The following is a 19,316-nucleotide window of genomic DNA, read 5'->3' as shown; positions in this document are numbered from 1 at the left end:
TTGCTCCGCCGCGTCCGCCTCCGCGGTCTGCGCGCGCGCCGCCGCCGCGATTGGCAGCTTTGGCGCGATCTCCGCCGCCCGCCCTGGCGCGATCGGCCGTGCCCGGCCGGTTGCCACCACGATCACCGACGCGATCGCCACCTCGATTACCGGCACGATCGCCAGCCCTGTCGCCAGCGCGATCGCCGACACGATCCCCGACGCGATCACCTGCACCCGGGCGGTCGCCGCCAGGCCTCAGCACCTGCTGACCGTCGCGGCCGCGAAAATCCATCCGGTTGCCGGCGCCCGCCCTCACACTGTTGCTGCCGAAGCGTTCCGCGACGCGCGCGTTGGCGTATCTGACGCCCTGGCGGTGCGCCGGGTTATGCTGCCAGTTGTTTCCAACGTTGGTTATCCTGTTGTAGTGATTGACGTAGAGGTTGCGGTTGCCCCAGTTGAAGCCGCCGCCCCAGTAATTGCCCCAGCGCGCGATGGCCCAGCCCGCGCCGAAGGCAAGACCGGCCGCGATCACTCCCGCACCGATATAGGACGGGTAGCCGAAGTAATAGGGCGGATACTCCGCGTAAGGCCATTCGCCGTACACGGTGGCGGGATCGTAGTATGGCACGTACATCGTCGAGGGGTTGGCCTGCTCGACCACGATCACGTCGCGGTTATCCTGCTTCTGAACGCTCACCTTCTGTTGCTTGTTGGTGACAAGCTTGTTGCGTGCCTGCGCTTTGGCCCGCAGCCGCTGGACCGCATCCATCACGTCCGGCTGCTGTGCAAGCACGGCATCGCCAAGGTCCTTGGTCCAGTCGATCTTGTCGCTCATCATCGCGAGCACGTCGGGGGTGGAAGCGAGCGCCTTGACGCTGCCGTCCCATTCCTGCTTGTCGACAGCCGCCTTCAGCGCATCGCCCTTCAGGGTCTTGTTGCCTTTCACCCAGCGGTCGGCCTGCACCACTTCCAGCGGATATGTCGATGCCGCCAACACATTGGCGAGCAACTCGTCCGGATAGAGCGCGATCGGTGCAACCAGCGCCTCGAGCTGCTCGGGCTTCAGGAGCTGCTGCTCGGCTTGCGGTTGGGCCGGCGGGCTGGTCGAGGGTTGAGCGGCCGGTGGCGGCTGGCTGGTTTGGGCGGATGGCGCCGGTTGATTGTCTGTCGTTTGTGCCATGGTTGCGATCGGCGTCGTCAACAGGAACGCCGACGCAAGCAGGATTTTGCCGCAACGGAACATCGTCGCTTCCCTCCAGAATGCTCTCAGCCAGCTTCAAGCAGTGGCGAGACCGGAGGTTTGATAAAGATCAAAGCAATTCGGCCGAGCTAAACCCCGAACCTAACCCCGGACCTGCTCCCGTGTCTTGCCGCCCTGCTGCGGCGCAAGAACAAGCCGGCGGTCGTGAATCAGGTTCTCCAGCCGGTGTGCCGCCACATTCAACGCGGTGACATCGCGGGTTTCGTCCTCGCCGGCGGCAGCCTTGAGGCGCTGCGTCTGCAGGATTCGGTCGATTTCAAGTTCGATCTCGTCGAGCTCGGCCTCACTACCGCTGACGCGGATACGCCGCCCCAGCGCATAGAGCGCGTCAAGCGCCTGCTCGCGGGTCTGCGGCCCGTCCGCGCGCAGGAATTGCCAGGCAGCGGCGAGCACCGACACCAGTCCACCCGCGATCATCGGCGCCAGGAAGATGATGTTGCCCCATTTGTCGAGGAAACTTTCCTGCGTGCCGTTGTAGAAAGCTGCTGCGCCCGGATGCACCGGCAGGTGGGCGTCCGCATCCGTATCGGGCGCCGTCACCTGGGCAAGGATCGGCTGCTCCGTCAGCAGGTCGCGGCGCGCGTTCATCACCGACTGCGTCAGATCCGTGACGAGATCGTTGCTGAGTTTCTTTTGTGCGACGAGATAGAACGAGGTGCGGAGCGTCGTCAGGTCCTCGGCGGGAACAGGCGGCGCGCCGCGCAAGGTACCCTTCGGCACGTCATAACTCTCATAGGCGCGATCCCGCGCCGCAATGGCTCCGGCCTGCTCGATCGGAATCAGCACCGGTGACGTCTTGGCGTTCTGCGGAAACAGGTTGCGGATCAGCGTGAGATATTTCTCGGCGAGCGGCATCACGATCAGGATCGCACGCACCTCCTTTGTCTCGAGCGCCTTTCGCACTTCCGCGGGCGCCAGGTTCTTGAAGACCACGTTGGCGCGGGCGAGATCGTATTCGTCGCTCAACTCCTTGACCACCTGCCGATTGATGTCGCCGCCGACGACGCCCACCGTGACCCGCTTCAATCCGGCGATATCCGAGATCGGTGACCCCGGTGGCGCGATCAGCAACGCCACCGCATGCGCGACCACCACGACCGCTTGCGCCTGCGATAGATCGCCGACATCGCCGCGCACGACCGCAAGGTCGACCTTACCGGAAGCGAAGGCTGTCGCCGCATCCAGCACGCTGCCGGTCTCGACCATGTTGAACCGCACCGGCGCATTCAACTGCGTCAGCTTGCGCGCAATCGCCGTCACCAGTCGGCTTGCCTCCCCATCCAGCGACCCCACCGCAACCGTCAATGTCGTCGGCTTCGTGTACCAGCGATATCCAAGAAAGCCGGCGCCTGCGACCAGCAGGAAGACGCCGGCCACCAGGGCGATCCGCAGCCAGGTCGGTAATCTCATCGGGTTCATGCAGCGTGCTCGGACAGTGCATCAGGCGGCTGCCGTTCCGAACAGCCGCCTTTGACAAGGCTCGGTCGACATCAAGCCAACCGGCTGGCACTCAATCCATTGATCCAGATCAACGCCGCCCGGCTTCGCCCTGCAAAGCTCAAGCAGCCGGCGTCCACCCACCCCGGCAAGCCGCTCCCCCCAGAGCGACGCCAAGAGGCCGTCACCCCCATGGCGGCCTCTTTCCTTGCAAGGCGATGCTGGAGTCTCGGGTATGTGCATGTCAAAACTGATCGCCGCCATGCTTGCAGCAATGTTGCTGGCTTGGTCGCAAGCCGCCGCTGAGGACAAGATGGTGGTCGATATGAGCAAGATGACGTGCGGCGAACTCACCAAGCTCGGCTTCCAGGATTTTGCCGGCGTCACCATGTGGCTGAGCGGCTACTACAGTGCGAGCGTCCGCAACACCACCATTGACCTCTACCAATTCGCGCAGGCCGCCAAGAACGTGAAGGACTTTTTTCGCGACAAGCCCGCGCGCGACGGTGATGTCGGCCGCCGAGCGAGCGCTCGGAATCAAGATGCCGCGAGCGCGCTAGAGAGCGCCAACGGCAACCGGATCCGGAACAGCGCACCCTCTCCGCCCCTGTTTTCTGCTGAAATCTCGCCGTCATGCGCCTCGACGATGGTGCGCGCGATGGACAGCCCCATTCCCATGCCGCTGGGCTTGGAGGTGTAGAAAGGCTCGAATATTTCCGCCAGCTTTCCGGCGGGGATGCCGGGGCCATGATCGGCAATCTCGATCTCGGCGAAATCGCGATCCCGCGCGGTGCGCACGACGATCCGGCGCTGTGGCTTGTCCAGATACGCCATTGCGTCCGCGGCATTCATGACCAGATTGAGCAGAACCTGCTGCAACTGAATGCGATCTCCCTTTACGGGGAGCGGAGCAGCGCTGAGTACACTCTCCACGGTGACTCCTCTCGCATGAGCAAGGCTGGAAACGAGATCGAGGGTCTCGCCGACCGTTTGGTTGAGGTCGATCTCCCTGGCCTCGAACGGTGCGCGCTTCAGCAGACTGCGCAACCGTCTGATCACTTCCCCTGCTCGCTGGTCGTCACGCTTTATATCGACAAGTATCTCCTTCAGTTCGTTCACGTCGAGCGTCGGCGAATCCAGCATCAGGGCGGCGGTCTCGGTGTTGACGAGGATCGAGCCGAGCGGCTGGTTGAGCTCATGGGCTATCGACGTGGTGAGCTCGCCCGCCATGGAATAGCGGGTGACATGAGCGAGCTCCGACATGCGCTGGCGCGCTTCGACCTCGGCGAAATGACGGCGCCGCCGTTCGTAGAGCAAGATGGAGATCAGCGTGGCCTGCAGCAGGACAACACCGCAGGCAGCAGCGATCTGCCAACGATACTTCTCCCAGGCAGAAGCTTCGCGAAAATGAACCTCGCTGCCCGGCGGCAGCCGCGCTTCGCTAATGCCCCATCTCTGCAATTCCCGCCAATCGTATTTGGCCACTGCAAATTCGCTGGGCGGTGTCTTTATCTCGCCCGGGTTCTCACCACCGAGAATGCGCATTGCCACGCTCACGGCGATCCGGCTGCGGCCGAGTGCGGAATGCATCGGCCCGCCGACAATTTCCCTGCCGAAGAAAGAATCGTCATGCGTAAAGATCGGCGCATTGGCGACGTTGTAGAGTCTCGTCAGCGCCCGATCCCCTTCGTGCGCAACTCCGGCGGCATCGGCGACCATCTGGTACCAGAAGATCGCAGAGTGCGAAGGCAGCGCGGCAAGCTGCTTCAGCGTGTCCTCATAGGAGAACTTGTCGTACCACCTTATCTCTATCCTCCCTTCGAGCGGCTTCAATTCCCTTTGCATTTCGCCTCGCCAGAATCGCTCGTTCGGCGAGTCGCCATTGACGATCGCGATCGTCCTTGTCTCCGGCGATATCCTGAGGAAGCTCTCGAACAGAACCAGAAATCTGTGGGTGACCGCTACGACCGTGTCATTGCCGGTCAAGACGGAATAGTCGACACGACGGGCCTCGATGGTCGTAAACAGAACCGGAGTGGCAGGGAAGAGCTGCTGACGTGTGCGTTGAATGAATGAAGCCGCGGGGGCGCCGACGCCGATGACCAGGTCCGGCGGATGGTTGGCGTAGAGCGCCTGCAAATACCGAAGAAATGGAGCTTCCGAGTTGACGTCGGCGGAGCGCGCGGCAACCAGGGAATGCTCCTGAACGTCCAGCGGCCAGGGCGACTGGCGGTCCAGTTCGGCGCGCATGGTTCTGGCATACTCGTTCCACGGCCGAAATTCCCGGCCGACCGAATGCAGAATCATGATCCGTTTGTGGTCCGGCTGGCTGGCGTAAACCGATGCCGGGAGCCCGTTGGTCAGCGCCAGCAGCACGAGAAGGCGCCGGACCATTCCGGTCAGACGCCTTTCGCCGATCTCGATCCCCGAGCGACGCTTCACGGCTGCCTGGCTTCCCGTTGCACAGCACAACACGAAGCCATAGCAGCATGATTTGGCACGCGAGGAAACTGCGGCAAAGTTCCCCTTCGCCGGTTATCTGGCACCACCCGCTAACGGATTCAGCGCGCGCCCATGGAGTACGGCCTTGACCTGCATCAAGGCATCGCCCGACCGCGTCTCTGCTACGGCGCCGGACAGCGCGCGTATTTGATCTCCATGCCCGACATCCCCGGAAACAGGCGCATGACGGTGTTGGCATCCACTTCCCTGAGATTGAACTGTACGCTTTGCAGCATGATATCGGAGGCGCAGGCCGCAAGAAGGTTGATGGTCGTACCTTCATCCTGCTTTGCCTTGATGCGGCAGCGCGCGAATTTTCCGGTGATCTGGTCGCCCTCCACGATGAAGCCGCCGCCATAGACGTCGGACATATCGGTGAAGGTAATCTGGTTGCCCTTGCGTGTGAAAACCTTGCCGCAATTGTCGGCGTCGCTTGCCCACGCGCCGTTGAGGTCAAACGCGCCGGCGGAACTGCAATATCCGAGCAAGACGCCAAGCAGGAGCGCCGCGGGTGCGGCGTTGATGTAGAAGCGATTCATCTCATTTTTCCCCTCAGTGACCGCTCATCACCAGTGTCTTGACCGGCAACAGCAGCGCCTGGATGCGCAGCAGGAGCGCATGCACGAGGCCGGTGGCGTCGACGGCATGCAGGGCGAAGCCTTTCAGCGCGCCGGTCTTCGGGTCGGCGATCACGTCGTGATTGCTGGTATAGGCATTGACGATGCAGCTGGAGCCCGGCGTGACCCCTTCAAGGCCACCTTTGTAAAGCGGCTCGAGGAAGACGAGGATCGTGCCGGGCCGCTGCAGATTCTGTGGATCGACCAACTGCTCCCCGCTCCGGAACTGCCCGGCCGCGATGAAATCCTGCACCGTCGTGACGACGAGCGGAATGATCGCCCAGGGTCTCGAGATGCAGGTCGCTTCCGCAATCATGCCCGGCTTCATGACCTGGGCTTCGATCTGGCCGAAACCCGCCTGCAGAATATTTCGGCCGGCGCCTTCGGGGATCAATACGCCCGCTGGCCGCATGAGCTGATTGACCACGTCTCCAGTGCGGACCAGAAATTGCTCGACCCGCCCGTCGACACCCGCCCGAACGTAGGTCTTGTCGAGATCGACTTGCGCCTGCGCCAGCGCTGCTTCGGCGCTCGCCTTCTCGGCGGGCAGGAGCGTGGAGAGGCGCAAGGAGGCCGACTCCCTGACGGCGTTTGCCGCGTCGACGCCGGACTGCCGCTGATCGACCAGCACCTGCAGCTTCTCGATGTCGCGTTGCGGCACGATGCCGGGATTGCGGCGCTGCAACTCGCTCTTGACGTCCAACTCGTCCCTGGCCTGCTGCAAGTTGGCCTTCGCTTCGCCGATCTGGGCGTCCGCCTTGGCGACATCCGCCTTCGCGCTAATCATCGAGGCATCAACTTCGGCCACCTTGCGCCTGGCGGTTTCGACCGCGGCCTGCTGTTTGGAGCTGTCGAGCCGGAACAGGACATCGCCCTTCTTCACCGGCTCACTGAAGCCGACATTCACCTCGGCGACACGGCCGGAGCCTTCAGGCAGAATGGGCACCGTGCGGAAGTAAATCGCCGCCGATGTCGTCGAGGGATGGTAGTAGAAGATCATCGTGATCAGCCCGATGGTCAGCATCAGGCAGCCGGTGATGCCCCAGCGCAGTTCATACCAGACCGAAAAGAACGTGATCTCCTTGCCGAACCGCTTGCCCTGCCAATAGCGGCGGTAGAGGTAATCCGGCACAATCGTCACAAGCGAACAGATCATCAGCTCAAGCATGGCTGTGCACCTCTTCCTTCGCGGTGCCTCTGGCGCCGGACTTGCCGCCTGGCGGAGCCGCGGCGTCGGAGATGGGCTCGGCGTCGGGCGTGCCCGGCGCAGCGTCGGCAATGCGTTCGACCGACCCGGCAATGCTGCGCAACGGCGTGCTGAAATCGGGCAGGTCGATCATCGCGAGCAACAGGCCCGCAATCCAGAATATATGCATGTGGGTGAAGAGCGAGATCAGGCCGAGAACGGCGACGATCTCGAACTGCAGCTTGTGGGTCCGGTGCGCCATGCGCTCCGGCAGGCTATGTAATTTCCAGTACAGGGTGCCGACCCACAAGATGACACCCACAAGGAAAATCCCCATCACCACCATCAGGGGGTCCGATCCATCGGGACCGGGGATAAAGAACGGCAGATGGTGGGGCGCCAACGGATGAATCTGTTCGCTCAAAGCTCGTACTCCCCCTGTCAGGTCGCCCGAAGGCCCCGCCCCGCATGCAGAGTGGGGACTATGGTCTCCCAACGCTTGATCTGAATCAAGAAGTGCCCGGCGGCGCCAGCCGTAACGTTGGAACATCCAATGCGGCGAACGGCATTCGGGAGTGACGTACATGACCAAGATCGACGACCTGATCCCCAGCGCGAAGGAAATCCAGAAGCAGACGGCCCTAAAGGAGGCGCAAAAGGCCGACGAGATGGCCAAGCGGATGGCTGCGACAGAGGCCGAGAAGCATGCCCTGATCGAGAAGCTGAGCCAGCCGTCGGGCCTGTCCGAGGATGAAAAGGTGAAGCTCGCCTCGACCGTGATCCAGCGGGCGGTGCGCAACGGATTGACGGAGGTGCAGGTCTACCGCTTCCCGAATTCGCTATGCAGCGACCGCGGCCGAGCCATCAACCAGATGGAAAAAGGCTGGGAAAAGACCCTGAATGGAATCCCCAAGGAAATCTTCCAGCTCTGGAGCGACTACCTGCAGCCGCGCGGCTATCGCATCCGCTACCAGATCGTCGATTTTCCCGGCGGCGTCCCCGGCGACATCAGCATCACCATTAGCTGGGACGGCTAGCGGGACCGATCGCCATTGAACCGGGAATCATTGCGCATGTCCAAGAACGGCAGCCAGTCGAAGACGAAGATGAAGCGGAAGGAGTACGAGAAGGAGTTGCGCAAGCTCCAGGTGCAGCTCTGCCATCTGCAGGAATGGGTGAGGCAGGAAAAGCTCCGGGTCATCATCCTGTTCGAGGGCCGCGACGCCGCCGGCAAGGGCGGCACCATCAAGGCCCTCACCGAAAAGGTCAGCCCGCGGGTGTTTCGCGTGGTCGCGCTGCCCACACCCTCCGACCGGCAGAAAACGCAACTGTTCCTGCAGCGCTATATCGAGCAGTTTCCCGCCGGTGGCGAGATCGTGATCTTCGACCGCAGTTGGTACAATCGCGCCGGTGTCGAATATGTCATGGGATTCTGCTCGCCGGCGGACCACAAGCGCTTCCTGGAGCTGTGCCCGCAGGTCGAGAAATTCGCCGTCGACGGCGGCATCATCCTGATCAAGCTGTGGCTCGAGGTCGGGATGGAGGAGCAGGAAGCCCGCTTCAATGCACGCATCGAGGATCCCCTGCGGCAATGGAAACTGAGCCCGATGGATACCGAGTCGTTCGGGCGCTGGTACGATTACTCGCGGGCGCGCGACATGATGCTCGAGGCGACCGACACCAAGCACGCGCCGTGGCGCCTGATCCGCTCCGACGACAAGCGAAAGGCGCGGCTGAACGTCATCTCGCACATCATCAACACGATCCCCTACAAGAAGATCGCGCGCGACCAGGTCAAGCTGCCGAAGCGCTCGCACAAGGGCCGCTACGACGACCAGGCCAGCCTGCGCGGCATGAAGTTCGTCGAAGAACGGTACTAGAGCATGATCCGGAAAAGTGTGTTGCGGTTTTCCGAAAAGATCATGCTCAAACAAAAAAGATAAAGCGGGATGACGATTCGAAGAAAAGTCATCACGCTTTAGGTTTGCGAACGGGAGCCGCGCAAGGCGACTCCCATTCACTCTTGTTCATCGCATCGCTATCGTCACACCGCCGACGGCCGCCGAGATTTCGGCGCCGACCTTGGGCCCACTGAGCTGCAGGATGACGCCATTGGCATTCTGCAACTGCACGCCGCCGGCCCCTGCCGCCACCGCACCGCCCGCGCCAGCCACCGCATAGCTGCCGGCGAGATCGCCGGGGCTGCGCAGGTTCAGCGCTCGCCCGACGAACTTGGTCGTGGAGGCACCGATCGTGAAGCCCACGCTCATACCCGACACGGTGAACGGATACCTCTTGCCGCGGAAGGTCAGGACGCCCTCCCCGCCGCCGACGCCGACGATGAAACCGCCCTTGGTAAACACGACGGCAACCGAACCGACCTCCGCCATCGTCGGCGTCGCAAGTCCGGCCGAGACCAACAATCCCAGCACCGCAGCCAGCATCATTCGCGTCCAATACTTCTTCATGGCGTTTCCTTCTAAGGTTCGAGCCGGACCACCATGATCCGGGCTCCAGACTGCAGCCGGCCTATTGCGCGAGGATCATTGCGAAGCAGCCGAACACGGTAAGCAGGATGTTGGTATCCTCAGACATGTCGGTCGGATCTCCGGAAAGCTTGCGGGGACGGTTGGCCGATGCTGTTCCCCCTCCCGGCGGCATCCCTTGATTCAAGTCAACGCAAGCTGGTCTTGAATGCAGCACCTCGCCTTCGACGCGTCACCGCACGCGGCGGTGCAACACGGTCAGGCGATCTTCAAATCGCCGAGCAAACTGTCCATCCTTCGGGTCCAGTTGGCGCTGTCGGTCTTCTCGGCAAGGCCATCGGCCTGCAGGACGTCGCGGACCTGCCCCCGGGCGCCGACGATCTGGAAGGCGATGCCGCGCGCGGCAAGCTCAGCATGGAGGTCGTGCAGCATCCGGGCGCCTGCCAGGTCAATGAAAGGCGAGGATGAAAGGCCGCACACGACCAGCCTGGTGTCTGGCGCGGCCGCGAGCCTTGCCAGCACGGCGTCGAGAACGGTTTCCGCATTGATGTAAAGCAGCGACGCTTCCGGGCGGAAGGCGATGATGCCGGGAAGCGGCTCGACGTCCGGGTTGCGCGCGCTGTCGGCGTAGCGGCCGGTTCCCGGGACGCGGCCGAGGAAGGCGATGTTGGGCTGCGAGGCCCGCGCCAGCAGCAGGAAGATCGAAGCGAGCGCCGCCAGCAGAATCCCTTGCAGGATGCCGAGAAGCAGCACGGAGACCAGGGCAATCGCTGCAGCAAAAAAATCGATCCGGCTGATCCGCCACATGCGCTTGAGCGCGGCAACGTCGACGAGCTTGTAGACCGCCGTGAAGACGATCGCGGCCAGTACGGCCTTCGGAAGATTTGTCAGAAGACCCGTGAGAAAGAGCAGGCAGATCGCCAGCGTCAGGGAGCAGATGATGAGCGCGAGCGGCGTTTTCGCGCCGGCCTGGTCGTTGACGGCGGATTGCGACAATCCGCCTGCGACGGGGTAACCATGGCCGAACGATACCGCGAGATTGGCCGCGCCCAGCCCCAGAAATTCCTGCCGTACATCGAGGGCGTAGCCATGCCTGGCGGCAAAGCTCCGCGCTGCCGAGACGCCTTCGACATAAGCGAGCAGCAGGATGCCGGCGGCGAGCGGAAACAATTCATCGAAATCCAGAAGCCCGAAGGTCGGCATGGCGAGGCTCGGCAACCCCTTCGGGATCTCGCCGGTAACGGGAACCCCGAGCGCCGGCAGGCCAAGCGCCGTCGCGACGAGAATCGACAGGATGACGACGGCAAGCCCGACCGGCCTGCCCGGCAAGAAGCGTTCGCCGAACAGGAGCAGCAGGATCGCGACAAGGCCGACCGCCAGCACGATCCAGTGAATGCCGTGAAGCTGCCCAACGAGCATTATCAGGCGGTCGAAGAAATTGCGTCCACCGCCGGCAACGCCGAACAGGCTCGGCAGTTGCGTCATGATGATGGTGAGCCCGGCGCCGGCCTTGAAGCCGACCAGAATGCTGTCGCTGATCAGGCGCACCAGCATGCTGAGCCGAAAAATCCAGGCGATCAGACAGAGCGCCGCGACGGAAAAGGCCGCCAGGCTGGCGATCTGGGCATAGCGGACGTAATCGCCTCCCGCCAACGCCCCGACCGTGGCGGCGATCATCAGCGAAATCGCCGAGGTCGGACCGACCGCAAGCTGCCGCGAAGAGCCGAGCAGCGCATAGCCGAGGCCGCCGAGCATATAGCCGTAGACACCGACCTGCGGCGGCAGCCCGGCGAGCGCCGCATAGGCCAGCGACACCGGAATCGCGTAGGCGGCGAGCGTCACGCCGGCAATGATGTCGTGGCGTAACCAGCCGGTGCGGTATTCGGCGAACCACTGCGCAGGGGGAAAAAATCTCGTCTCTCTCAATTTCATGAATATCCCTCAGCGCGCGGTTTTGCCGCCTCAACCGGGCGCGTTGCCGCGCGAGCAGCAAGGCCTCTTGGCGCATCATCGTCGCCTGCCCCCGTTGATCCAGATCAACGTTTCGCTCCACGGGCCAACAAGACTTCGGAACGGCCTCGAAACTGGATGCAAGGCATGCGCCTGTTACGCCTGCTGATCATCGCCGCAACCGTCGTGACAGCGTCATTGGCGATCGCAGCCGATGAACCGCAATTGCAGGAAGAGGTGTGGGCGCTGCCCCTACCCGTTCCGACCATCGCCTATGTGGTGCGCCCGGTCGGCGACGGCCCCTTTCCGCTCGCTATCATGAACCACGGCGTATCGCTCGATCCCAAGCAGCGCAGCTTCTTTCCGCTGGTCGAATTTCGCGATGCGGCGATGTGGTTCGCGCGGCGCGGCTACATGGTGGCAGCGCCGTCCGGCCCGGGCTACGGCGCGACAGCTCTCAACGTGCCGGAAGCCGGAATCTTCACTGTGTTCTTTTCGAAGATCGGCAATTGCAGCAACCCCAATTTCCGCGATGCAGGGCTCGCGGCCGCCCAGCTCAATCTCTGGATCATCGACTACATGGCCGAGCTGAAGCGGATTGTCCCACGCAATGTCATTGTGATCGGCCAGTCCGCAGGCGGCTGGGGCTCGATCGCGTTGTCGAGCGCGAATCCTCCGCAGGTCAAGGCGATCATCACCTTCGCGGCGGGACGGGGCGGCCGCGTCGACGGAAAGCCTCATAACAACTGCGCACCCGACAAGCTGGTGGAAGCAGCAGGCGATTTCGGACGTACGTCGCGGGTGCCGATGCTGTGGCTGTATATCGAGAACGACACCTTTTTCGGACCGGAGCTGTCGAAGCGAATGCATGCGGCTTTCACCGCCGCAGGCGGCAATGCAGAGTACCATCTGTTTCCACCTCATGGCGGCGATGGGCACTTCTTCGTCGGCTCGCCGGACGCCGTCGCGATCTGGTCGCCGGTAGTCGGCGCTTTCCTCGACAAGCACAGGTGAGCAACCATGCGACATTCAGCGAGGCTGTCTCTATGCTTCGGCCTTGTACTCGTCCTGGCGGCGAATGAACCGACACTTGCGCAACAATCCACAAGCGCCGCGTCAGATGAATTCGCCATGCGCGGCCAGCGCGAGGCCCGCAGCATCAGGTATGGCGAGTGGCAAAAGATCTGCTTCAAGCCGGGCGGCGCACCGACGGTCTGCCGCACTACCATCAGCGGCACCTTCGAGACCGGCCAGACGGCGGTGCGCGTCTATGTGACCGAGCGCGAGAACGACAGCACGGCACGGCTGCAGCTGTTCCTGCCGGTCGGGCTATACATGCCGCCGGGCGTCAAGCTCAGTGTGGACAAGGGGCCGGAATACAAGATTCCCTTCACCTGGTGCCTCACCAATACCTGTATTGCCGGCGACGTCGCCAGCCCTGCTTTGCTTGGCGAGTTGGAGAGAGGCAAAAGCCTGACGGTGGAGGTCGTCGACACGAACTTGCTCGAGGTCACGACATCGCTGCCGCTCGACAAGTTTGCCGCCGTTCGCAGCGGTACACCGGAAAAAGTCTTCGAGCAGAAGATCGACGAATGAGCTACACAAGAGCCGCCGCCCGCTCGATCGGCTCGATCAGCGACTGCGCGGTAAACGGCTTCGTCAGATAAGCGATGCACCCGGAGGCCATGGCAGCCATTCGCGTGGCATGGTTGTCATTGCCGGTGATGTAGATGACCGGCACGTTCACGCCGGATTCTGCCAATTGGTGACGCAGCTCGATGCCCGATCCGTCACTCAGATTGATATCGAGCACCAGACAAAAGGCTTCATCGAACTTGTCATGATTCTTCAGGGCGCTCGCTGTTTCGAACGGCACGGTTTCAAAGCCGTGCCGCCCGAGCAGCCGGCGCATCCCCTTCAGCATGGAAGGGTCGTCATCAACGACAAAGACGGCTTTGCGCTGCAACAACGTGCTCCGCCTTCAGCTTATTCGGGAACTTTCATCGTCACCGCTGCAGCCCGAGTAACCTTTGGAATGGACGAGGGTTCCTCACCTAAACCACTTTTTCGGACTACGAGATTCGCAGGCGTTCCGATCAGGATACTCTCTGTCGGAAAATCTTCACCTGTCCTTGGGTACAGGTTCAGCCTTGGCGTGTATCAGTCGAGCATGCCAAGCCGCTCAGCCAGCGTCACCAGCTCGGCCAAAGACCGCGTCTTCATTTTTTCCATCACCTGATGGCGATGCGCCTTGATGGTGCGCTCCGTCGTTCCGAGGTCATGGGCGATTTGCTTGTTCAGCTTGCCGCGCACGACGAGGCCGAACACCTGCCGCTCGCGCGGCGTCAGTTCCGCCGCCAGCGCCCGCACCTCTCCCAGCCTGGACCGTTCATCGCGCACGGTGGCATGACGCGCCAACGCCCGCTCGATGGCGCCGAGCAGTTGCTCCGATTCCACGGGCTTGGTGAGAAAGTCTTCCGCGCCGGCCTTGATGGTCCGCACGGTCGTCGGCGTATCGGCATGCCCGGTCAGGAATACGATCGGCAAGGTCAGGCCGAGTTCGTTCAGCCGTCCCTGCAATTCAGGGCCGCTCAGGCCGGGGATGTGCACGTCGAGCAGGATGCAGCCGGGCTCGCTGTCATCCGGCAGGCTGTCGAGCAGTTGCTGCGCTGACGGATAGGTCGCGACCTGATAGCCGGCGAGTTTCAGGCGACGCTCGATCGCGGTCCGGAACGAAGCATCGTCATCGACGACGTGAACGTGACCCGGCAACCTCATCTCCTATGCCGCCAATGGAAGCGTGAAATGAAATGTCGCGCCGCCGCCGGTTTGGTTCTCGGCCCAGATATTTCCCTTGTGGGCGAGGATGATGCTGCGCGCAATGGAAAGTCCGATCCCCATGCCCTGGTCCTTGGTGGTGAAGAACGGGTCGAACACCTGGCTGAGCTTGTCGGACGGGATGCCGGGACCGGAGTCGGAGATCGAAATCTCGACCGCGGATCCGCCGTTCAATTCCGTGCGGCCGATCACGGTGCGGCCATAGGGAATCGTGGACATGGCATCCATGCTGTTCACGACCAGATTCAGGATGACCTGCTGCAGCTGGATCGGATCCCCGTTGATGCGCAACTCGCCCGGAGCGGTCTGCAGGTAGAGCGCGACGTTGCGGCCCGAAGCCTGCACCGAAAGGAACTTGAACGCCTCGTTCATGATCTCATTAAGATCAATCTCCCGTGTTTCGAACGGCGTGCGCTTCAGGAAGGCGCGCAGCCGGCGGATCACCTCGCCGGCGCGCTGATCGTCGCGTTTGATGTCGGCGAGGATTTCCCTGACCTCTTTCAGATCGGGATTTTCCGACTTCAGGATCAACTCGGCAGTCTCGGCGTTGGTCAGAATCGAGCCCAGCGGCTGATTGAGCTCGTGCGCGATCGAGGAGGACAATTCGCCGGCCGTCGCATTCCGATTGACGTGAGCGAGTTCGGACATCCGGTTGCGCGATTCCACCTCGGCATCGCGCCGCAAGTGCCGCTCATGCAGCAGGAACGTGATCAGCCCGGCTTGGAGCAACAGCGCCGCCACAACGGCCATGCTCTGCCAGCGATATCTCTCCAGGAACGTCTGGTCGCGGAAGCGAATTTCGCTGCCTTCGGGCAGGCTGGATTCGCTGACGTTCCAACGCTGCATCTGCGGCCAGCTGAAAAGCGGCTTCACGCCGCCGCTAACCGGCGGGATATCTCCGGCCCGTTCGCCGTTGAGAATGCGCAGCGCAATTTTCGCGGCCTCCGTGCCGATCTCCGTCGCGAGCAGGACGTATCCACCGATCCCACCCATAGCCAATAGCGGTTCAGCACCGACGACGATGGGGCGGTTGGCCGTTTCGGCAATCAGCCCGAACGCAGTCGCCGCAGGATAGAATGTGCCCTCGCCGTCCGAGAACACGCCTGTATAGATAATGGCGCTCCGCTCCGGCAATTCGGCAACCCGTTTGCGGATATCGGACATCTTCTGCCCAATGATATCGATCACGTTCAGGCCCGATGTTGCGACGGGAATTTCCTCTGACCAGTGACTGAAAAGAGCCTGCCGCTCCCAGGCATCCCCCACCAGGGCAACTGTGTCGAGGTCGGGCACCACCGCCCGCGCAGCTTTGATGGCACGAGCCAGGGAATTATCGAGAATGACCCCCGTCACTTCCGTTTGCCGCTCGAGCTTCGCAAGGTCACTCTCGTCCAGCATGGCGAATACGACAGGGGTGTCCGGCCACAATTCCGCGCGCCAGCTCAACGTGTGCTCGAGCATTCCCCTGCCTATTGCCACGATGACGTCGATCGGCCTGTCCCGGTATTTTTCCTTGAGGTGCCGCTTCAGGCTTTCCGTATAGGCGGCTCCACCGAAGCGGGGCAGATCGAGGTTCTCGCCGTAGATCGTCACGCGCACACCTGCGCGGGCGTCGAGCACCCCGCGAAGTCCCGACCAAAGCTGATAATGGAACGGTCCGCGCAAATCCGACTGGTCGAGCACGAGGATGGAATGCGGCCGCGCCGGCTGTGCCGAAACGCAGATCGGCGCCAGCAAAGCAAGCAGCCCGATAATCCACCCACAGATCCTGACCATGATGCCCCTGAAAGAATCTCGGGTAAAACTAGCATCCGGCAGCGGCCGCGAATACCCCGTGTGCCGTCGCAGGATACCGCATCCGCGACAGCCATGTTGACGCATCCGACCTGTCCTCAGGGACAATGGACCGCATGCCAGCGATCGCGAGAATGACCCCCATTATGAAACGGTTTTCTCGGAATGGGACAGCGGCGTCGCATTCAAAAGTGCGAGAAATCGAGGCCACCACCAGAGCGCCTGGTTCGTTCTAGCAAGGAGATGGTCCATGTTCGCCCGCATCAGCACCAGCTTTGCTGAATTCCCCGGCATCTTTGGAGAGAGTGACCCCAAGGGCGGGGCGCCGATCAGAGTCAATTTGAATGAATTCAGCTACAAGAAGGGTGCCGAAATCTTCGGCGAGAAGGAGCCGGCCGACTATGTCTATCAAGTGGCGACCGGCGCCGTGCGGAGCTACAAGCTGCTCTCCGATGGCCGCCGTCAGATCGGCGCCTTCCACCTCGTCGGCGATATTTTCGGGCTCGAGATCGGGACGGAGCACCGCTTTACCGCCGAAGCGATCATCGACACCACCGTCCGCCTGCTGAAACGACGCAGCCTCGAGCTGGTGGCAGAGAGCGATGCAAAGGTCGCCCGCAATCTGCTCAGCATGACAACGAGCAATCTCCGGCACGCCGAAGATCACATGCTGCTGCTGGGGCGCAAGACGTCGCTGGAGCGCGTCGCGGCATTCCTGATCGAGATGGACCACCGTTCGACGGCGGCAGGCATTCTCGCGCTGCCGATGTGCCGGCGTGACATCGCCGACTATCTCGGGCTGACGCTGGAAACAGTGTCGCGCGCGCTGTCGCGGCTGCACGATCTCGGCATCCTCAATTTCATCGGCAACAACCAGCGGCAAATCGTTCTGCGCGACCGGGACAAGCTCGCTAGCTACGATCTGCAACACTGAAGGACGTTCCGGGCGCGGCAATCGCGCCGAGACGCTCGATCGTCTTGAGCAAAACCTCGAACAGCACCGCGGTGGACCATCCGAACATCAGGATGCCGTTCATCGCAGCCATCGGGCCAACCAGCCGCCATTCCTTGACAGGTATGACGTCGCCATAGCCGAGCGTCGTGTAGTTGACGAACGCGAAATACAGGAGATCGCTGCCCTCAGGTGCTGCGCCAACCACGGCGTAGGATAGCGACCAGACGACGACCTCGACCGTGTGCCCCAGCATGAGCACCAGCACGGTCGCGACCATGACACCCATCAGATAGAGGCGCGGACGCCGTGTGTCTTTGAGCGCGGCCCGGCGGGCGATGCCGATGGCGGCGACGGTCGCCAACGCATGAACCACGATGTTGATGACGCTGACGCATGAGCCGACCAGGAGCTGGATCATCATCGCGCTTTTCCAATTCCCTGTACCGCGCTTTTTTGAGCCGCCGCCTCGGTGTCAACCGGCACCTCCGTCGCACCGTCGTCGCGCACCCACGCCGTGAGCAATTCCCAGGCGACCGCCAGGATGATTGGCCCGATGAACAGGCCGACGATGCCATGCGCCAGCGTGCCGCCGATGACGCCGAGGAAGATGACGAGCGAGGGCGTCGTCAGTCCGCGTCCCATCACGATGGGCTTCAGCACGTTGTCGGCGAGCGAGGCCGGCAGAAGGCAAAGCGTGATCACGAGCGCCGCAATAAAGGACTTGGTCGCCCAGATCCATATGAGGACCGGAATCACGATCACGGCCGAGCCGATCTGCAGGATACCGAGTATCATCACGCCAAAGGCCAGCAGTCCTGCCTTTGGTACATCAGCCAGCTTCAGGATGATCCCGATCACGAGGCCTTGCGCGACCGCAATACCGATCACGCCCTGCGCCACCGAGCGGATGGTGGCGCCCGCCAGCACCAGGAAACTCTCGCTGCGATCGGCCACGACGCGCGCCAGGAAGCGGTTGCTCGCCGCGACCAGCCGGGGACCGGCTGGCAACAGGAAGCCGGTCAGCGCGACCGCCAGGAGGAACTTGAGGGTCCCGATACCGGCGCCGCCGGCAAGACCGAGCATCGTTCCGGCCAGCGGCTTCAGGTGCGGCGCCAATTCCCGCATCGCCGCGTGCAGATTGGTCGATGCGTGCTCCCACAGGGTGTAGAGCTGCGCGCCGATGATTGGCCACTCCTTGACGCCTATGGGCGGCGACGGCACGACGAGCGTGCCGGCATCGAGCTGCGCCGCAAAATCGCGAATCCCCTCCACCGCGCCGAGCCCGAGCCAGGTCGCAGGACCGATGACGATGCCGAAATTGACGAGTGTCAGCAGGGTTGCGGCAAGCCTGGGACGGTTGCCGAGCAGGCCGGAGAGCCAGCTGAAGACAGGATAGAGCGCAACGGCAAGAACCACGCTCCAGGCGAGGATCGGCACGAACGGCCGGAGCACGACGAACGACCAGTAGATCAAGAGCGCAAGGAGCGCGAGCCGGACCGCCAGCTGGATTTCGTCCTCGCCTGCGAGGAGTTGTCGGATGGTCCGCAAGCCGTGCCCCTCGTGTCTGCCGGCAGCGAGAATTCCGCCTTCTGCATGGTTACGGTTTGACTCAGATCAACCCGGGAGGCAGGCAGCCTTCCGGTAACGAATAGCCACTGGGCCCAAGATACATCCATGGGAGATACATCCATAGGTCAGCCCAACAAGCCAATACCGCTCAACGCGAGCTTGTGATTTGCCGATTTCACGATTGGGGAAGATGATGCCCTACCCCCAGCGGAGTTGCTGTGATGCGTAGAGGGGCCCCTTGGACGATGCAGTACCGAGAACTGATCTTTGCGGCAGGCGCGATCTGCGCGGCTTTGACCTCCACCGCGGCATTGGCTTTCGCACTGTTTTCGTAGTGTTTGAGTAAGTTCAGCGTTATCGACGCGGCCCGGGGCTGGCGTGGCGCGCGCAACGCGGCTTTTTGGCCACCACCCTGCAGCGGTCGCTTCAGCGGCATCGTTAGTACGGACGCCGGCTAGGCCTTGAGGCCGCCGAACCATGCGCCGAAATAGCCGGCGTACAAGGCCGGCGATTCGAGATTCATCGAATGCCCGGTGCCGGGTACTACCACGAGCCGACAGATGAGGATGCCGGAGCTCCGGCATCCGCCGTTGCAGTTCGCCGCTTTACCGCTCGAGGGTCAGATTGACCGGCGTGCCGAGCCAGATGCTCTGCGACACCCCGAACGCTTGTTCCAGAATTCGCTCGAACAGCGTCCCCACCTCTCCAGCCCGTCCCGAAACGACCAGAGACAGGCGAT

At 62.5% G+C, this 19,316-nt stretch carries 18 protein-coding genes and 1 pseudogene; 6 read left to right on the top strand and 13 right to left on the bottom strand.

Going from position 1 to position 19,316, the window contains the following annotated elements:
- Together CQ14_RS01465 and CQ14_RS01460 are read right to left on the bottom strand one after the other, a co-directional pair.
- Positions 1-1,225, bottom strand: a 1,225-nt coding sequence (locus CQ14_RS01465) for a DUF3300 domain-containing protein (RefSeq protein WP_057856171.1), incomplete at its 3' end; no start/stop codon positions are given.
- Positions 1,226-1,324: 99 nt separating this feature from the next.
- Positions 1,325-2,662 (bottom strand): TAXI family TRAP transporter solute-binding subunit, encoded by a 1,338-nt coding sequence (locus tag CQ14_RS01460; RefSeq protein ID WP_057856170.1) that lies wholly within the window; start codon positions 2,660-2,662, stop codon positions 1,325-1,327.
- Between the two features lie 253 nt (positions 2,663-2,915).
- On the opposite strand from CQ14_RS01460, the pseudogene CQ14_RS47990 reads away from it, so the two are divergent.
- Positions 2,916-3,119, top strand: a pseudogene (locus CQ14_RS47990) (HdeA/HdeB family chaperone); the annotation flags it as partial.
- 98 nt (positions 3,120-3,217) lie between these two features.
- Here CQ14_RS47990 and CQ14_RS01450 read toward each other — a convergent pair.
- The 4 genes from CQ14_RS01450 to CQ14_RS01435 form a co-directional block, all read right to left on the bottom strand.
- Positions 3,218-5,122 (bottom strand): sensor histidine kinase, encoded by a 1,905-nt coding sequence (locus CQ14_RS01450; RefSeq protein WP_245320110.1) that lies wholly within the window; start codon positions 5,120-5,122, stop codon positions 3,218-3,220.
- A gap of 182 nt (positions 5,123-5,304) precedes the next feature.
- Positions 5,305-5,721: a hypothetical protein gene (locus tag CQ14_RS01445; RefSeq protein WP_057856168.1), complete on the bottom strand. Its 417-nt coding sequence runs from the start codon at positions 5,719-5,721 to the stop codon at positions 5,305-5,307.
- Positions 5,722-5,734: 13 nt separating this feature from the next.
- Positions 5,735-6,967: an HlyD family secretion protein gene (locus CQ14_RS01440; RefSeq protein WP_057856167.1), complete on the bottom strand. Its 1,233-nt coding sequence runs from the start codon at positions 6,965-6,967 to the stop codon at positions 5,735-5,737.
- Positions 6,960-7,388 carry a hypothetical protein gene (locus CQ14_RS01435; protein ID WP_057856180.1) on the bottom strand — a complete coding sequence of 143 codons (429 nt, stop codon included), beginning with the start codon at positions 7,386-7,388 and terminating at the stop codon, positions 6,960-6,962. The genes CQ14_RS01440 and CQ14_RS01435 overlap by 8 nt, the downstream gene beginning before the upstream one ends.
- Positions 7,389-7,569: 181 nt before the next feature.
- Between CQ14_RS01435 and CQ14_RS01430 the strand changes: the two genes are divergently transcribed.
- Positions 7,570-8,022 carry a hypothetical protein gene (locus tag CQ14_RS01430; RefSeq protein ID WP_057856166.1) on the top strand — a complete coding sequence of 151 codons (453 nt, stop codon included), beginning with the start codon at positions 7,570-7,572 and terminating at the stop codon, positions 8,020-8,022.
- A gap of 36 nt (positions 8,023-8,058) precedes the next feature.
- Positions 8,059-8,865: a polyphosphate kinase 2 gene (ppk2, locus tag CQ14_RS01425; RefSeq protein WP_057856165.1), complete on the top strand. Its 807-nt coding sequence runs from the start codon at positions 8,059-8,061 to the stop codon at positions 8,863-8,865.
- Positions 8,866-9,012: 147 nt separating this feature from the next.
- Here ppk2 and CQ14_RS01420 read toward each other — a convergent pair whose 3' ends face one another.
- Together CQ14_RS01420 and CQ14_RS01415 are read right to left on the bottom strand one after the other, a co-directional pair.
- Positions 9,013-9,429 carry a hypothetical protein gene (locus tag CQ14_RS01420; protein WP_430650121.1) on the bottom strand — a complete coding sequence of 139 codons (417 nt, stop codon included), beginning with the start codon at positions 9,427-9,429 and terminating at the stop codon, positions 9,013-9,015.
- A 300-nt stretch (positions 9,430-9,729) separates the two neighbouring features.
- On the bottom strand, positions 9,730-11,403 hold the full coding sequence (locus CQ14_RS01415; RefSeq protein ID WP_057856163.1) for a SulP family inorganic anion transporter: 1,674 nt from the start codon (positions 11,401-11,403) through the stop codon (positions 9,730-9,732).
- Positions 11,404-11,568: 165 nt separating this feature from the next.
- Between CQ14_RS01415 and CQ14_RS01410 the strand changes: the two genes are divergently transcribed.
- Both CQ14_RS01410 and CQ14_RS01405 read left to right on the top strand, forming a co-directional pair.
- Positions 11,569-12,435: an alpha/beta hydrolase family protein gene (locus tag CQ14_RS01410; protein ID WP_057856179.1), complete on the top strand. Its 867-nt coding sequence runs from the start codon at positions 11,569-11,571 to the stop codon at positions 12,433-12,435.
- 117 nt (positions 12,436-12,552) lie between these two features.
- On the top strand, positions 12,553-13,017 hold the full coding sequence (locus CQ14_RS01405) for an invasion associated locus B family protein (protein WP_245320107.1): 465 nt from the start codon (positions 12,553-12,555) through the stop codon (positions 13,015-13,017).
- A 1-nt stretch (position 13,018) separates the two neighbouring features.
- Here CQ14_RS01405 and CQ14_RS01400 read toward each other — a convergent pair whose 3' ends face one another.
- From CQ14_RS01400 to CQ14_RS01390, 3 genes are all read right to left on the bottom strand, one after another.
- Positions 13,019-13,387 carry a response regulator transcription factor gene (locus CQ14_RS01400; protein WP_347337105.1) on the bottom strand — a complete coding sequence of 123 codons (369 nt, stop codon included), beginning with the start codon at positions 13,385-13,387 and terminating at the stop codon, positions 13,019-13,021.
- Positions 13,388-13,581: 194 nt separating this feature from the next.
- Positions 13,582-14,193 carry a response regulator transcription factor gene (locus CQ14_RS01395; RefSeq protein WP_057856177.1) on the bottom strand — a complete coding sequence of 204 codons (612 nt, stop codon included), beginning with the start codon at positions 14,191-14,193 and terminating at the stop codon, positions 13,582-13,584.
- A gap of 9 nt (positions 14,194-14,202) precedes the next feature.
- Entirely contained in the window at positions 14,203-16,035 is a 1,833-nt protein-coding gene (locus tag CQ14_RS01390; RefSeq protein WP_057856161.1) for a sensor histidine kinase, read from the bottom strand.
- 268 nt (positions 16,036-16,303) lie between these two features.
- Here CQ14_RS01390 and CQ14_RS01385 point away from each other — a divergent pair, with 268 nt between their 5' ends.
- Positions 16,304-16,987 (top strand): helix-turn-helix domain-containing protein, encoded by a 684-nt coding sequence (locus CQ14_RS01385; protein WP_057856160.1) that lies wholly within the window; start codon positions 16,304-16,306, stop codon positions 16,985-16,987.
- On the opposite strand, the gene CQ14_RS01380 is transcribed toward CQ14_RS01385, so the two are convergent.
- Both CQ14_RS01380 and CQ14_RS01375 read right to left on the bottom strand, forming a co-directional pair.
- Positions 16,965-17,429, bottom strand: a complete 465-nt coding sequence (locus CQ14_RS01380; protein ID WP_057856159.1) for a potassium channel family protein — start codon at positions 17,427-17,429, stop codon at positions 16,965-16,967. The two genes, CQ14_RS01385 and CQ14_RS01380, sit on opposite strands and share 23 nt — an antisense overlap.
- Positions 17,426-18,556, bottom strand: coding sequence for an AI-2E family transporter (locus CQ14_RS01375; protein WP_057856158.1), 1,131 nt, complete (start codon positions 18,554-18,556; stop codon positions 17,426-17,428). Before CQ14_RS01375 ends, CQ14_RS01380 begins: the two co-directional genes overlap by 4 nt.
- Positions 18,557-19,316 lie beyond the last annotated feature (760 nt).

It is taken from the genome of Bradyrhizobium lablabi, assembly GCF_001440475.1.
Taxonomy (GTDB): Bacteria; Pseudomonadota; Alphaproteobacteria; order Rhizobiales; family Xanthobacteraceae; genus Bradyrhizobium; species Bradyrhizobium lablabi.
The sequence above is the reverse complement of the archived record's forward strand: the minus strand, read 5'-3'. Positions and strand labels throughout refer to the sequence as shown.

What these genes read in the sequence shown, in the direction of transcription:
- CQ14_RS01390 (WP_057856161.1), bottom strand. Translation starts at nt 16,035, where the DNA reads ATGGTCAGGATCTGTGGGTGGATTATCGGGCTGCTTGCTTTGCTGGCG.
- CQ14_RS01445 (WP_057856168.1), bottom strand. Translation starts at nt 5,721, where the DNA reads ATGAATCGCTTCTACATCAACGCCGCACCCGCGGCGCTCCTGCTTGGC.
- CQ14_RS01410 (WP_057856179.1), top strand. Translation starts at nt 11,569, where the DNA reads ATGCGCCTGTTACGCCTGCTGATCATCGCCGCAACCGTCGTGACAGCG.
- CQ14_RS01420 (WP_430650121.1), bottom strand. Translation starts at nt 9,429, where the DNA reads ATGCTGGCTGCGGTGCTGGGATTGTTGGTCTCGGCCGGACTTGCGACG.
- CQ14_RS01430 (WP_057856166.1), top strand. Translation starts at nt 7,570, where the DNA reads ATGACCAAGATCGACGACCTGATCCCCAGCGCGAAGGAAATCCAGAAG.
- CQ14_RS01440 (WP_057856167.1), bottom strand. Translation starts at nt 6,967, where the DNA reads ATGCTTGAGCTGATGATCTGTTCGCTTGTGACGATTGTGCCGGATTAC.
- ppk2 (WP_057856165.1), top strand. Translation starts at nt 8,059, where the DNA reads ATGTCCAAGAACGGCAGCCAGTCGAAGACGAAGATGAAGCGGAAGGAG.
- CQ14_RS01460 (WP_057856170.1), bottom strand. Translation starts at nt 2,662, where the DNA reads ATGAACCCGATGAGATTACCGACCTGGCTGCGGATCGCCCTGGTGGCC.
- CQ14_RS01385 (WP_057856160.1), top strand. Translation starts at nt 16,304, where the DNA reads ATGTTCGCCCGCATCAGCACCAGCTTTGCTGAATTCCCCGGCATCTTT.
- CQ14_RS01380 (WP_057856159.1), bottom strand. Translation starts at nt 17,429, where the DNA reads ATGATGATCCAGCTCCTGGTCGGCTCATGCGTCAGCGTCATCAACATC.
- CQ14_RS01405 (WP_245320107.1), top strand. Translation starts at nt 12,553, where the DNA reads ATGCGCGGCCAGCGCGAGGCCCGCAGCATCAGGTATGGCGAGTGGCAA.
- CQ14_RS01415 (WP_057856163.1), bottom strand. Translation starts at nt 11,403, where the DNA reads ATGAAATTGAGAGAGACGAGATTTTTTCCCCCTGCGCAGTGGTTCGCC.